This window comes from Vibrio crassostreae (genome assembly GCF_024347415.1).
Classification (GTDB): Bacteria; Pseudomonadota; Gammaproteobacteria; order Enterobacterales; family Vibrionaceae; genus Vibrio; species Vibrio crassostreae.
Window position 1 is genome coordinate 970,458 of sequence record NZ_AP025476.1, and the last position, 14,285, is coordinate 984,742.

At 45.6% G+C, this 14,285-nt stretch carries 11 protein-coding genes; 10 read left to right on the plus strand and 1 reads right to left on the minus strand.

The annotated features are described in order from the left end of the window. The first annotated feature begins 175 nt into the window (after positions 1-175). The 10 genes from OC193_RS04575 to hflX all read left to right on the plus strand — a co-directional run bounded on the left by OC193_RS04575 (position 176) and on the right by hflX (position 12,545). Positions 176-817 (plus strand): LysE family translocator, encoded by a 642-nt coding sequence (locus OC193_RS04575; protein ID WP_048661492.1) that lies wholly within the window; start codon positions 176-178, stop codon positions 815-817. Between the two features lie 570 nt (positions 818-1,387). Beyond that, entirely contained in the window at positions 1,388-2,845 is a 1,458-nt protein-coding gene (locus tag OC193_RS04580; RefSeq protein ID WP_048664278.1) for a protein adenylyltransferase SelO, read from the plus strand. Between the two features lie 152 nt (positions 2,846-2,997). Beyond that, a complete protein-coding gene (locus OC193_RS04585; protein WP_048661490.1) occupies positions 2,998-3,726 on the plus strand; it encodes a response regulator in 729 nt (242 codons plus the stop codon). A gap of 44 nt (positions 3,727-3,770) precedes the next feature. Continuing rightward, a complete protein-coding gene (locus tag OC193_RS04590; RefSeq protein ID WP_048661489.1) occupies positions 3,771-5,216 on the plus strand; it encodes an ATP-binding protein in 1,446 nt (481 codons plus the stop codon). Positions 5,217-5,326: 110 nt separating this feature from the next. Further along, positions 5,327-6,574 carry an ABC transporter substrate-binding protein gene (locus OC193_RS04595; protein WP_048664276.1) on the plus strand — a complete coding sequence of 416 codons (1,248 nt, stop codon included), beginning with the start codon at positions 5,327-5,329 and terminating at the stop codon, positions 6,572-6,574. 181 nt (positions 6,575-6,755) lie between these two features. Beyond that, positions 6,756-7,694 (plus strand): carbohydrate ABC transporter permease, encoded by a 939-nt coding sequence (locus OC193_RS04600; RefSeq protein WP_009848503.1) that lies wholly within the window; start codon positions 6,756-6,758, stop codon positions 7,692-7,694. After that, complete coding sequence (locus OC193_RS04605; protein WP_048661487.1) at positions 7,691-8,548, plus strand: carbohydrate ABC transporter permease; 858 nt, start codon at positions 7,691-7,693, stop codon at positions 8,546-8,548. Before OC193_RS04600 ends, OC193_RS04605 begins: the two co-directional genes overlap by 4 nt. A 6-nt stretch (positions 8,549-8,554) precedes the next feature. Beyond that, complete coding sequence (locus OC193_RS04610; RefSeq protein ID WP_048664275.1) at positions 8,555-9,667, plus strand: ABC transporter ATP-binding protein; 1,113 nt, start codon at positions 8,555-8,557, stop codon at positions 9,665-9,667. Positions 9,668-9,815: 148 nt separating this feature from the next. Continuing rightward, the gene (locus OC193_RS04615; RefSeq protein ID WP_048664273.1) at positions 9,816-10,952 is read left to right on the plus strand and encodes a S8 family serine peptidase; all 1,137 of its coding nucleotides are present in this window, start codon (positions 9,816-9,818) and stop codon (positions 10,950-10,952) included. Between the two features lie 225 nt (positions 10,953-11,177). Then, on the plus strand, positions 11,178-12,545 hold the full coding sequence (gene hflX, locus OC193_RS04620; protein WP_048664272.1) for a GTPase HflX: 1,368 nt from the start codon (positions 11,178-11,180) through the stop codon (positions 12,543-12,545). Between the two features lie 97 nt (positions 12,546-12,642). Here the strand turns inward: hflX and pfaD are convergent, their stop codons facing one another. Next, a complete protein-coding gene (pfaD, locus tag OC193_RS04625; RefSeq protein ID WP_048664270.1) occupies positions 12,643-14,280 on the minus strand; it encodes an eicosapentaenoate synthase subunit PfaD in 1,638 nt (545 codons plus the stop codon). Positions 14,281-14,285 lie beyond the last annotated feature (5 nt).

Here is a 14,285-nt window from a genome sequence, read left to right on the forward strand (position 1 = left end):
AACGTTTTTATTTAAACGCCATGCAGCAATGCATGGCGTTTTTTATTGTCTAGATTAAAGATTTTTGTATTTATATCGAAGAAGTTCAGCACAATATTTAGTTGATTAATATGAGAGCTTATTACATATTGGTGTTTAATATTTGGTCGTTTTAGTGAGTTAAGGAGGATTCACGATGAGCTTTGATATATGGATTTATTATTTATTAGCGGTGCTAATTTTAACGGCATCACCAGGCCCAAGTTCTTTATTGTGCATGACCAAAGGTGTGCAATCTGGCTTTAAATTATCGATATTTACCGCCTTGGGGAGCTTAACTGCGATTACTGGCATTCTAACCTTATCGTTTACCGGACTAGGGGTAATTATTGCTTCGTCTGAAGTGGTATTTAATGTCATAAAATGGGCTGGTGCGGCTTATCTAATCTTCCTCGGCTGGAAATCACTGCGCTCTAGCCAACAAGATTATGACAAGTTATCGGATCAACAAGGCGGTGCTCAATCTGTCAAAGAAAGCGCTGCGCAGCATTACTTAAGTGGCTTTATTGTTGGCGCGAGTAACCCCAAAGCTATCTTGTTTTTTACTGCACTTTTCCCACAGTTTATTGATCCCTCAATTGCGCTATTACCACAGTTTACCGTGTTTGCTTTGACCTTCGCAGTGATGGAATTGTCTTGGTTACTGGTGTATGCCTACTTGGGCGCGAAGTCGTCAAATTGGTTGTTTGCGAAAGGTCGAGCCAAGGTCTTTAATCGTGTCACTGGAGGTGTCTTTATTGGGGCTGGTGCACTGCTTTCGACGACCAGTCGAGCATAACTTTCTGTTTTATCAGAGAGGTGAATGATTACAGAATATTCTTGATGCTGTCATAAAAGGTTAATATTAATGTGCTTGCTGCTTTTGGCGAAAAGCCGATATATTGTAGTTACACCATCACGTTCTCAAGGAGAGACATATGCAGCATCAAGAAATGATTCAACACAGTAACTTTGGCGTAATCAGTCGTACTTGGATTTTCTCTACCCTTTCTCTAGTGGGTATTCTTGCCCTAATGTAGTCAGCTTCATGGCTCTATAGTTTTAGTTTTTATTATGAAATCACTTGTTAAAAAGTCTTCAAAGCCAGAACTCTTTCTCTTATAAATGTGGCTTTTCTCATCAGGCTAGCCACTTAACTTTTTCTTAGTCATCTTCTTCTAGCAAGCTTCCCCTAGTCATTTACTCCTAGTCGCCCTTTCTCGTAGTCGTCTTCTTCCCCTAAAGCCGCCACCTTCTTCCTGTGGAATGGTTTATCACCTTACCTCTATAAACAAGCGCCATCGCACTTCTGAAGTTGTTACGAAACTGTGATAATCTTAAATCATCTTTTATCTACAGTGTACCGCTCATGTCTGTCTGGGATTCTATTTCATTTAACAATCGATTTACGGCATTACCTCGACTGTTCTATACCCCAATTCAACCTACACCGCTAAACAATGTTCAATGGCTCGCATGGAACCATAAGCTTGCGGATGAACTCGGTTTTCCGTCATTTGATGACGCCTCCGAAGAGCTGCTTGAGACGTTATCTGGCAATGTTGAACCTGAGCAGTTTTCGCCTGTAGCAATGAAATACGCAGGCCACCAGTTTGGCTCTTATAATCCCGACTTAGGTGATGGAAGAGGGCTCCTTTTGTCACAAGTTGTCGCTAAAAGCGGTGAAACGTTCGACTTACACCTTAAAGGTGCAGGTAAAACGCCATATTCACGTATGGGTGATGGCCGTGCGGTTATTCGTTCAACGGTTCGTGAGTATCTGTGTAGCGAAGCAATGGCAGGGCTTAATATCCCAACCACACGTGCATTAGCCATGATGACCAGCGACACGCCGGTTTACCGAGAGAAACAAGAGTGGGGCGCATTACTGGTGCGTGCTGCAGAATCTCACATTCGATTTGGCCACTTTGAACATCTTTTTTATACCAATCAGTTAGCTGAGCATAAGTTGCTGGCTGATAAAGTCATCGAATGGCACTTCCCAGAGTGTCTTGAAGAAGAAAAGCCATACGCAGCCATGTTTAATCAAATTGTCGATCGTACCGCGGAGATGATTGCGTTGTGGCAAGCAAATGGTTTTGCTCACGGCGTGATGAATACGGATAACATGTCAATCATCGGACAAACCTTCGATTACGGCCCGTTCGCTTTCCTTGATGAATATGACCCTCGTTTGATCTGTAACCATTCGGATTACCAAGGTCGTTACGCGTTCAATCAACAACCTAGAATTGGTATGTGGAATTTATCTGCATTGGCACACTCGTTGTCACCGTTGATAGAGAGGGCTGACTTAGAAGCGGCACTTGAACAATACGAACCGCAAATGAATGGTTACTTTAGTCAGCTGATGCGCAGAAAGCTTGGATTACTTTCCAAACAAGAAGGTGACAGCCGCTTGTTTGAATCTATGTTCGAGTTAATGTCGCAAAACAAAGTTGATTATCCAAGGTTCTTTAGAACGTTGTCGAACTTGGACACCTTACCACCACAGGAGGTGATTGATTTAGTTATCGATCGTGATGCTGGGAAGCTATGGGTGGATAACTACTTGCAACGTTGTGAACTTGAGGAGTGTTCAGTTGTAGAGCGCTGCGAAAAGATGAGGCAGGTAAACCCGAAATACATCCTCAGAAACTACCTAGCTCAGCTTGCAATAGATAAAGCAGAGCGTGGTGATAGCAGTGATATTGACGCATTAATGGTGGTGTTGGCCGATCCTTATGCGGAACACCCTGACTACGAACATCTTGCCGCGTTACCACCAGAGTGGGGTAAAGCGATGGAGATCAGCTGCTCGTCTTAAATCGGCTTATCAATGCAATACCAACAGATAGCGGTCGCTTAGTTGTGATCTCTATCTGTTTGTTCTTCTAATTTTATCAACATATCAATAATCAAATACTCGACCTGCCTATACACTATGTGAATAAGTTGTAAATTTAATAGGTTTGGGCGATGCCAACAAATACTCGAATTCTCGTGGTGGATGATGATCAAGAAATCCGCGAGCTGCTGGAAGAGTACCTCACAAAATCGGGTTTCGATGTCTCTTCTGTAGGAGACGGTGTTGAACTAGAAACTCATCTGCAAAACCAAGGTTACCCGGATCTGATTCTGCTTGATGTGATGCTGCCCGGTGACGATGGTTTTACCTTGTGTCAACGTGTCCGTAAGCAATCGAATGTGCCTATTATCATGCTGACTGCGGTGTCGGATGAAACCGACCAGATTATCGGGTTGGAAATTGGTGCCGATGATTATATTGCCAAGCCATTTAGTCCACGTCAGTTAATGGCGCGTATCAAAGCGTTATTGCGCCGCGTTCAAGTGGTGGATGACAAGCCGAGTGATGCACTGCCAAAGCAGATTATTTTTGGTGATTGGACGCTTGATACGCTTGCACACCGAATTTCCCACAATGAACACTCAGAAGAGATGGACTTGTCGGGCAGTGACTTTTCTCTGTTGATGCTGTTCTTAACTCGTCCTAACGAAGTTCTCGACCGTGACACCATCTCTTTCGCTACCAGAGGCCGCGAAGCGTTGCCTTTTGAACGAGGCATTGATGTGCAGCTTAGTCGTCTGAGAAGCCGATTGGGCGACAGCGGCAAATACCCTCACTACATCAAAACCATGCGTGGCAATGGCTATATTCTCGCTGTGCCTGTTCAGTATGAGCACTGAGCATGATCTAATGTTTATCAAGTAATGCTAATGAAGTATTTCGTATGAAATGGTTAAGTCGATTAAAACCAAATTCCTTGGTCGCAAGAACCTTGTTGTTGACTCTGTTAGCGGTGGTGATTGCTCAAGGTATCGCAACCTCTATTTGGTATAGCGAATCTAAACATAAAGAACTGGAAGGGATTCGCTCAGCCTCATCTAGCATGGCGAACATGTTTGCTTCAACGGTGACTTTCTTTCAGTCTTTACCCGTCAAATATCGCCACATCGTGTTAGACCAAATTCGAAATATGGGTGGCACGCGATTTTTTGTCTCTTTCAATAAAGAGGCTTTGATTGTTGAATCGATCCCCGATACTCGCTTAAAAACCGCCTCGATTGAAGCGATAGAAAGTGTTTTGAGTAGCAAGCTAAATAAAGTGGAATCAGTCCGTGTTGATTTCTCTCGCCCTGAACATCTCCGTTTGCTTAAAAATGACATATATTTAAGCGATCTCCCTCGATCGTGGGCACATCATACTTTAACGTTAGAACCTCTTAATCCACCTATTTTGGTCGTTCAGATAGAGCTAGCCAGTCACGAATGGGTGTATATTGCCGCACTGTTACCAGCTCCCTATGTAAAACTTGATGACACCATTCTTGGTCGTGAACAGGTGATCTTCTTGCTCTCTTCAACGCTGATTCTATTGGTGTTGACCTACTTAATGATTCGCCGCCAAGTTCGCCCGCTTAAAAAGCTAGCAAGGGCAGCCAACGAAATGAGCATGGATATTCAGCAGCCTCCACTTAACGAAGAAGGGGCGACAGAACTGGTTACCGCAACCCGAGCATTCAACCGCATGCAGCAGCGGATTCGCCGTTATGTTGCCGACCGTGAGCACCTTTTCTCTGCTATTTCTCATGATTTAAAGACACCAATAACACGTCTTAGATTGCGGGCTGAATTGTTGGAGAGTGAAGTAAAGAAAGACAAATTCAATAAAGACTTGGATGAGCTGGAGATGATGGTCAAAGGTGCATTACAAGCGGTAAGAGATACTGACCTTCACGAAAACAACGCTATTATCGACCTCAATGAGATGATGCTCTCTGTGATTGAATTGCACAACCAACATCAAACCTTGGTTGAGTTTGAGCCCACTGTGGTTGAACCGCTAGTCGCCAAACCATTAGCCATTAAACGTGTGCTAACCAACCTTATCGACAACGCTGTGAAATATGGAACATCAGCTGAGGTCGGTATCAACAGTGATTCGGTGTGGGTTATCGTGACGATTCAAGACCACGGAAAAGGTATCCCTGAAGGCAAGTTAGAGTTGGTGTTTGAACCTTACTTTAGGCTTGCCACCGACGACCAAGGACACGGTTTAGGGCTCGGGATCTGCCGAAATATCCTGCACGGACACGGTGGAGATCTCATTATTCGTAACTCCCCTCAAGGCGGCTTAGAAGCCAAAGTCTATATCCCTAGAGGCCTAGAAGTGTAATGTAACAATTGTGTTACATTGAGCTTACCTTTTGTTTCAATCTTACAAATCAGAATAAGTAGACTCTGTATTGAACCGGACGTCGAGTCCGCTAAACATGGAAGATAATAATGAAAATCAATAAAACCCTACTTACTCTATCTCTTCTTGCTGCCTCAACATTTTCTCAAGCTGGTGAAGTGGAAGTGCTTCACTGGTGGACTGCTGGTGGCGAAGCAAAATCCGCTGCGGTACTGAAAGAGATGATTGAAGAACAAGGTCATACTTGGAAAGATTTCGCTGTTGCTGGTGGTGGCGGTGAAAGTGCGATGACCGTTTTGAAAACGCGAGCAGTATCAGGTAACCCACCATCTGCTGCGCAGATCAAAGGTCATGATATTCAAGAGTGGGGTGGTTTAGGTTTTCTTACGTCTCTCGATGCAACAGCAAAACAAGAACAGTGGGATGAGTTACTGCCAGAGGTTGTGACCAAAGTGATGAAGTGGGACGGAGAATATGTGGCGGTTCCTGTCAACGTTCACCGTGTTAACTGGCTTTGGGCGAATCCTGTTGTTTTAGAAAAATCAGGTGTTACCGTTCCAACCACATTAGATGAGTTCTTTGTGGCGGCAGACAAGATCAAAGCGGCTGGCTTCATTCCACTGGCTCACGGTGGTCAACCTTGGCAAGACGCGACAGTCTTCGAAGCGGTGGCGCTTGATGTACTAGGCAGTGAAGACTACAACAAAGCATTCGTTGATCTTGATATGGACGTTTTATCTGGCGACAAAATGGTGGAAGTATTCACCAAGTTTAAAAAGATGCGTGACTACATCGACAGCAACTCGCCGGGTCGTGATTGGAACGTAGCAACTTCAATGGTTATCAATGGTGAAGCTGCGATGCAGATCATGGGCGACTGGGCGAAAGGTGAGTTTACTGCAGCAGGTAAAGTACCGGGTAAAGACTACATCTGTGCCCCAGCTCCGGGTACTGATGGCCAATTCACTTTCAACATCGATAGCTTTGCGTTCTTTGAACTAAGTGACAAAGAGAACCAAAAAGCGCAACAAGACCTAGCAAAAACCATTCTTACTAAAGATTTCCAAGAAGTCTTTAACCTAAACAAAGGTTCTATCCCTGTACGTCTCGATATGGATATGTCTAAGTTCGACCAATGTGCGTTGGACTCTATGGCAACCTTTAAAGCGAGTGCGGAATCTGGCGATCTTGTTCCGAGTATGGCTCACGGCCTAGCGACGACAAGTTACGCGCAAGGCGCAATTTACGACGTGGTAACCAACTTCTTCAATGAGAAAGATGCCGATCCAAAAGAAGCGGCAGCTAAGTTAGCGAAAGCAGTGAAAGCGGCTATCTAATCTAACTTGATAAGTGACACACAACGCACATGAGTGACGGGTTGTGTTGCTTTATCGAACCCCCAGGGTGGGTAGGCTCGTAGGGAGCCTATCTACTCTTCACTCCCAATTCTGATATGCGTGATGCTGATGTGGTGCCGAAAGGTAAGCCATTGGCTCGATTGTGCAACAAGGATAAGTTATGGAGCATGTTTTGACTGAGTCGACTCCAAAACCCACAAGGAGCCAGCCTGCACCGAAACCGAGTTTTGCTGACAGGTTGCAACATTGGCTACCTAAGATTGTGCTAGCGCCGACCGCGTTAGTGACCGTGGTGTGTATCTACGGCTACATTTTTTGGACGGCAGCGTTGTCGTTCACTAACTCTCGATTTCTACCGAGCTTCAACTTCGTTGGTTTAACCCAATATGAAAAGCTGATGGACAACGATCGCTGGATCACTTCAATCACCAACCTCGGCGTATTTGGTTTTCTATTTATGGCGATTGCTATCTTGCTTGGTGTCGGTTTAGCGGTATTGCTTGACCAGAATATCCGTCAAGAAGGGGCGATTCGCACTATCTATCTCTACCCAATGGCGCTGTCATTCATCGTGACAGGTACGGCGTGGAAGTGGATCCTTAACCCAGGTCTTGGCATTGAAAAGTTGATGCAAGACTGGGGATTTACTGACTTCAAATTTGATTGGCTAGTCGACTCCGAAATGTCGGTATATACCTTGGTTATCGCAGCACTTTGGCAATCATCGGGCTTCGTGATGGCGATGTTCTTAGCCGGCCTACGTGGCATCGATTCTTCAATCATCAAAGCCGCTCAAATTGATGGGGCAAGCTTACCCACTATTTATCTCAAAATCATTCTGCCTTGCTTGCGTCCTGTGGTTTTCAGTGCGGTGATCATCACCTCACACATTGCGATTAAGAGTTTCGACCTTGTGACGGCAATGACAGCGGGTGGCCCGGGTTATTCATCGGATCTTCCTGCGCTATTCATGTACGCACACTCATTCACACGAGGACAAATCGGCCTTGGTGCTGCCAGTGCCATGATGATGCTTGCTGGTATTTTAGCGATTCTCGTGCCTTATCTTTACTCTGAACTTAGGGAGAAAAAGTCATGATGAACAACATCAACTTTGCTCGAATGTTTATCTATTCAGCACTGCTTTTCTTCTGCTTAGTTTATTTAATGCCACTGTTTGTGATGGTACTGACCTCATTCAAAACTTTGCCAGACATTAAGGCGGGCAACCTGATGAGCTTACCGAAAGAGTGGGTGTTTGATGCTTGGTATAAAGCGTGGGATACCGCTTGTACTGGCGTGAAATGTGAAGGCATCAAAGGCTACTTCTGGAACTCGTTCCAAATGGTGATTCCTGCTGTAGCGATATCAACATTGCTCGGCGCATTCAATGGTTATGTGGTTACTAAGTGGCAATTCCGAGGCTCAAACCTGTTCTTTAGTTTGTTGTTGTTCGGTTGCTTTATTCCGTTCCAAGTTGTGTTACTGCCAATGGCAACCATGCTTGGCAAGATGGGTTTAGCAAACACAACCATCGGTCTGGTGATTGTGCACGTTATCTACGGCATGGCGTTTACGACTCTGTTTTTCCGTAACTTCTATATCTCGATTCCTGATGAATTGATCAAAGCGGCAAAGCTAGATGGTGCAGGCTTCTTTACGATTTTCTTTAAGATCTTATTACCGATCTCCACGCCAATCATCATGGTGACGGTGATCTGGCAGTTCACCGCAATCTGGAACGATTTCCTGTTCGGGGTGGTCTATTCCGGCTCAGAAACTCAGCCAATTACCGTGGCATTAAACAACTTGGTGAACACCAGTACAGGCGTTAAAGAATATAACGTCGATATGGCTGCCGCGATCATCGCCGCACTGCCAACGCTGCTGGTGTATGTCTTCGCAGGAAAATATTTTGTTCGTGGCCTAACGGCAGGATCAGTAAAAGGATAATTACCCATGGCAACATTAGATTTAAAACAGATCCGTAAAACCTATCGCAACGCGGACAACGAAACGTTAAAGGGCATCGACATCAGTATCGATTCGGGGGAATTTTTGATACTTGTCGGCCCTTCGGGGTGTGGAAAATCAACCCTAATGAACACCATTGCTGGGTTAGAGAATATTAGCTCGGGCGAGATTGTGATTGATGGTGTAGACGTGGCTCAGGTTGAACCCAAAGACCGTGACATCGCGATGGTATTCCAATCATATGCACTATACCCAAACATGACGGTACGCGGCAATATCGCCTTCGGTTTGAAGATTCGCAAGATGCCACAAGACGAGATCGATGCAGAAGTGAATCGAGTTGCTGAAATGCTACAAATTGAACAACTGCTTGATCGTAAACCATCACAGCTATCTGGTGGTCAGCGTCAACGTGTCGCGATGGGGCGTGCTTTGGCGCGTCGTCCTAAGCTGTACTTGTTTGATGAACCGCTTTCTAACTTGGATGCCAAGCTGCGTGTTGAAATGCGTCATCAGATTAAACGCCTTCACCAAAAGCTGAACACCACCATTGTTTACGTCACCCATGACCAAATAGAGGCGATGACCTTGGCGGACCGTATTGCGGTGATGAAAGATGGTGAATTGCAGCAACTCGGTACGCCTCAAGAGATCTACACCAAGCCAAACAATATGTTTGTCGCGGGCTTTATGGGTTCACCATCAATGAACTTCATTAAGACCATGGTGGATTTGGATGACGATCAGAATCCGATCATCAAAGTAACGGGTACGGCTGAACAAGAACATCATATTCGCTTGCCACAAAGTATGCGTGAGCAAGATGGTAAAGAAGTGGTGATTGGCCTACGCCCTGAACACATCACCGAGCAGGATAGTGAGGATGTGTCAGCAACGACCAAGCTAGATTTACAGTTGGAAGTCTTGGAACCTACAGGGCCAGATACGATTGCGATGGTGAAAGTGAACGACCAAGAAGTGGCATGTCGCTTGTCGCCAGAATTTGAAGTGTCAGTTGGGCAAATGGCGCCGCTGCATTTTGATTTATCCAAAGCAGTATTCTTTGATGCTCAGACGGAAGCGAGAATTGATTTCTAAGTGTTGCTAGCAAGTTAGTTTCACCAAACACCTCATCATTGGATGGGGTGTTTTTGTATCAGGACAGCTTAACTGTCATATTAGTGATAAAAAACTCATTAGCACCTATGCTTTATGAGATATTAATTTTTGGAAAAAGGATGTCTGTATGAGAGTCCAAATATTTGCAGGATCAATGTCACTTGCTCTTCTTTCCTCTCCTGTATCTGCTGTTGTTAATCATGATTTGAGAGACAGTTATATTGTCGTTTTAAAAGAGAGTGTATCGGAATCTCGGGCGAATGATATCGCGCGTGAAGTTGCTAAAGGACACGGTGTGATCGGCCATCAATATAGCCACGCCTTGAAAGGGTTTTCTCTTAAGGTCCCAGAGCAAGCTCTCAAAGGTCTTAAAAATAGGTTCCCCGAGATTGATTACATTGAGCCTGATATCGTCATGTACGCTTTGCCACGAGGGGGGAAACCTAATCGAGGCGGAGGTGGAGATAGTGTTGAGCGGGCTGTTCAACAGGTTCCTTGGGGTGTAACCAGAGTCAAAGGTGGTACTGTTGATATGAGTAATTCCTCATCTGTTGCTTGGGTTATAGACTCGGGTATTGACAGTAACCACCCAGATTTAAATGTAAACAAATCTCGAGGGGCAAACTTTACTCGCGGTAAGAAAAATAATACTAGCGATGGTAATGGTCACGGCACGCATGTAGCAGGAACGATAGGAGCTTACGACGATGGCTTTGATGTCATTGGTGTTGCGCCCGGTGTGGAAGTGATCCCTGTTCGAGTTCTGGATAATAGTGGTAGTGGTTCAATGTCCGGAGTTATTGCTGGTGTTGATCATGTTGCTCGCTATGGTGACTCTGGTGACTGTGCCAATATGAGTTTGGGAGGAGCCGGATATTCAGCCGCCTTGGATAGCGCGATTAAAACAGCCGCTACCCAAGGGATATTTTTCTCAATCGCAGCGGGTAATTCAGGGCAAGATGCCAGTGGGTTTACGCCAGCGAGTACCAACGGCACGAATATATTTACTATTTCCGCATTTGGCGAATCTAACGATAATTTCGCTTACTTTTCCAATTATGGCTCTGATGTAGATTACGCTCAACCTGGAGTCGATGTGTTATCGACCAAAACGGGCGGAGGAACGGTTTCTTACAATGGTACCTCAATGGCGGCTCCTCACTTTTGTGGAGTACTGTTAGCCACCGGAGGCTCATTCTCTTTGGATGGAGATGTGAATAATGATCCCGACGGATCTCCTGACCCTATTGCAGTGAGTAATTAACTTGTTTGATAGTTTAAGTAGGTATAAAAATGCCGTTGTAGGCAATAAAAAGCGACCTGATGGGTCGTTTTTTATTGTGAATAATCATCGAGTAGACAGTTAATTATCATCAAAGCTGATATTTAGTGTGATGTGGCTATATAAAGCTGACGTAGAAACGCGTAGGATCGAGTCAACTTTAGACCAAATACTAGGTTGCACTTTGGTGCATAAACAGAAGAATACATGAAACTAACAGCAAAACCCTCAGCTAGTAACGCTTTACTTATTTCTATTACGACACCGGACTTCAAAGGTGACGAAGCAAAAGAGTCTCTTGCCGAACTTGCTCGCTTAGTAACAACCCTAGGGTTTAAAGTGGTTGGTACTCAATCGCAGCACCACAGTTCAGCTCAACGACAAAACGTGTTGGGTGCTGGTAAGCTTGCGGAAATTGCTCATCTAACCGGTTACCAAGGTTCGATTGAAGAAGCAGAAGATGAAGACTTCCTTGATGAATCGGGCCTGTTCGATTCAGAAATCGACGAGCTAGATTTTGATGATCTTCCAACGGGCAATTTCCAATACGGTGCCGCTGATGTTGTGGTCTTTGACTGTGATTTAAGCCCATCTCAACTGCGCACTGTCGAGGCGAGTTTGGGGGTGGAAGTATTTGACCGTACTGGCATCATCATCGAAATCTTCAGCCGCCACGCTCGTACTCGTACTGCTCGTCTGCAAGTTGATATCGCTCGTCTAAACTACTTAGTGCCGCGACTTCGTGAAACGGCTGAGGGTGATAAAGAGCGTCAAATGGGTCAGGGCGCTGGTGAAACTTCACTAGAGCTAGACCGTCGTAACGTACGTGACCAAATTGCTGCGCTTAAGCGTGAGCTAGTAAGCGTACAAGATGAAATGAAGACCCGACGCACAAGGCGCGCGGAGCTTTTCACTGTTGCTTTAGTTGGCTACACCAATGCCGGTAAATCTTCGATGATGCGTGCAATGACCGCAACCGAAGTGGTGGGTGAAGATAAACTGTTCGCAACGCTAGACACCACGGTGCGTGCGCTTCAACCAATTACTCAGCCGCGTATTCTGGTTTCGGATACAGTGGGTTTCATCAAGAAATTGCCACACGATCTGGTTGCTTCGTTCCACTCTACGCTAGCAGAAGCGCATGATGCTTCATTGCTGCTATATGTCGTTGATGCTTCTGATGTTTCATTCCGCGCACAACTTGATGTGGTACACGACGTATTAGCTCAAGTGGGTGTAGAAGGTAGCGAAAAACTATTAGTGCTGAATAAGTGCGATAGATTGACTGAAGAGCAGCAATTAGAGCTTATCGAAGAATTCCCAGATGCGATGCTAACGTCAACTCGTGATCCTCTGGATATCACGAAACTGCACAAGTACATCGTTGGTGTTGCTGAAGAAGGCATGATCGAAGAAGAGATCACGATTCCTTATTCTGGCCAAGGCATAATTGGTGAGATTCGCTCAAACATGAGTGTGGTAAAAGAAGAGTACGACTACGAGTGTATTAAATTGACCGTTCGCTCAAGCGCGATTGATTTGGCACGCTTGAAAAAGCGTATGCAGAAATCTTAATCTTTTAGCTAGCTTAAGAAGAATGACCAAAAGAAAAGCGACCCGATAAGGTCGCTTTTTTTATTCGTTGAGTTTAATTAACTCTGTATTGAAATGCCTATGCCATTCTTTGCGTCGGCTTCCAACGTGCTAGCTCTGGATCAAGCTTGATACCTTGTGAGGTAAGAAGATTAACACGAGCCAAGTACGCAGCACCGTGCATCAAATGCTTAGCAAGATCGACGGCATTACGCTGTTGGTAATCGTCTAGGTAGCTGTCTTTCGCCCACGCGTTGAATGCGCCAAGTGCCGGGCCTGCCCATACTTGGTAATCCATCTCACGACCTTGTTCGCCCGTGTTTGACCAACGGCTAGAAAGCCCTAAGTACCAACGGAAGATCAACGCCATTTTGCGTTTTGGATTGCCTTCAGCGCGTTCGATCTGTTTAGGGTCGCGCTCGTTAAAGTGCGCGACAGTGCCAGCCCAAATGTCATCCAATGTTGAACGGAATACCTGCTTCTCTAGCTTCAGACGCTCTTCTACTGGAATCGCTTCAATCGAGTCGTAACGTGTGTATAGCTCATACAGTTTGTTGGCACGCATTGGGAACAAGGTGCCGCGCTTAACCACTTGCAGTTTCACGCCCATTTCGAACATGTCTGCTGCCGGAGCCATAGTCACGTCAGCCATTTCGGTTGTCGAAAGCAGCTTACGTGTGTGTTCGCTCGCGCCGGCCTCAACACACGCTTGGTTGATTGAACCAGTAACAATGTATGCCGCACCCATGTTAAACGTTGCTAGAGCAGCGTCAGGCGTACCTACGCCACCACCACAACCGACACGTAGCGGTGTTTTGAATTGGTACTGAGCTTGGATTTGCTCTTTCAGTGCCAGAATCGTTGGTAACAGGGTTACTAGCGGACGATTATCGGTGTGACCACCAGAATCGGCCTCTGCAGTAATGTCATCAGCCATAGGAACCAGTTGTGCCAGTTCCATCTGTTCTGCTGTGATTCGGCCTTCATCAACCAGAGCTTGCAGCATTTTTACAGGAGCAGGCTGCATGAATTTACTTGCGACTTCAGTACGGCTCACCTTAGCAATAACCTTGTTGCCAATCTGTATCTCGCCTTGTGCATCGCGGCTAAGACCTGCAGCACGGTAGTGAACGATTTGCGGTGTTAAACCTAAGAAGGCAGAAGCCTCAACGGTTTTTACCTTGTGCTTCAAAAACAGCTCAACACTGCCGCGTTCTAGCGCAGGTTCGCTTGGGCTGTGAATCAGGTTAAACGCGTAAGGGCCGTTTGGCAGTGCTGCTTGGATACGGTTGATCGCTTGCTCAACACGAGACGGGATTAAGCCCGCCGCGCCAAATGAACAAAGAATGCCAGCTTGACCAAGCGCAATCACCAACTCTTCAGATGAAATGCCGTTTGCCATTGCGCCTGCATAGTAAGCGTATTTAACGCCATGACAGCGACGAAAATCTTCGTCGCCTAGGCTTTGCGTACCAAGAGCTGGAGCAAAGGCGCTAACAGGTTGGCTGTTTGCTGAGCTTGCTGAATCACCCGATGCAATCTCTGCTTGTTGGCTAACGCCTAAACCTTTTTCTGGGTGGTTCACGACGTAACAAGCAAGGCTTAAGTCTTTCAATATTGTCGACATTGCCGCGTTATCAAAGCGAGTTGTGCTCTCTTCGATCTGCCAAGGCCACGGAGATAGCTTTTCGTTATTAATAGTAGTTTGAGTTGTCATACTAA

Coding starts and splice junctions, on each gene's coding strand:
- OC193_RS04575 (WP_048661492.1), top strand. CDS start 176: ATGAGCTTTGATATATGGATTTATTATTTATTAGCGGTGCTAATTTTA.
- OC193_RS04580 (WP_048664278.1), top strand. CDS start 1,388: ATGTCTGTCTGGGATTCTATTTCATTTAACAATCGATTTACGGCATTA.
- OC193_RS04585 (WP_048661490.1), top strand. CDS start 2,998: ATGCCAACAAATACTCGAATTCTCGTGGTGGATGATGATCAAGAAATC.
- OC193_RS04590 (WP_048661489.1), top strand. CDS start 3,771: ATGAAATGGTTAAGTCGATTAAAACCAAATTCCTTGGTCGCAAGAACC.
- OC193_RS04595 (WP_048664276.1), top strand. CDS start 5,327: ATGAAAATCAATAAAACCCTACTTACTCTATCTCTTCTTGCTGCCTCA.
- OC193_RS04600 (WP_009848503.1), top strand. CDS start 6,756: ATGGAGCATGTTTTGACTGAGTCGACTCCAAAACCCACAAGGAGCCAG.
- OC193_RS04605 (WP_048661487.1), top strand. CDS start 7,691: ATGATGAACAACATCAACTTTGCTCGAATGTTTATCTATTCAGCACTG.
- OC193_RS04610 (WP_048664275.1), top strand. CDS start 8,555: ATGGCAACATTAGATTTAAAACAGATCCGTAAAACCTATCGCAACGCG.
- OC193_RS04615 (WP_048664273.1), top strand. CDS start 9,816: ATGAGAGTCCAAATATTTGCAGGATCAATGTCACTTGCTCTTCTTTCC.
- hflX (WP_048664272.1), top strand. CDS start 11,178: ATGAAACTAACAGCAAAACCCTCAGCTAGTAACGCTTTACTTATTTCT.
- pfaD (WP_048664270.1), bottom strand. CDS start 14,280: ATGACAACTCAAACTACTATTAATAACGAAAAGCTATCTCCGTGGCCT.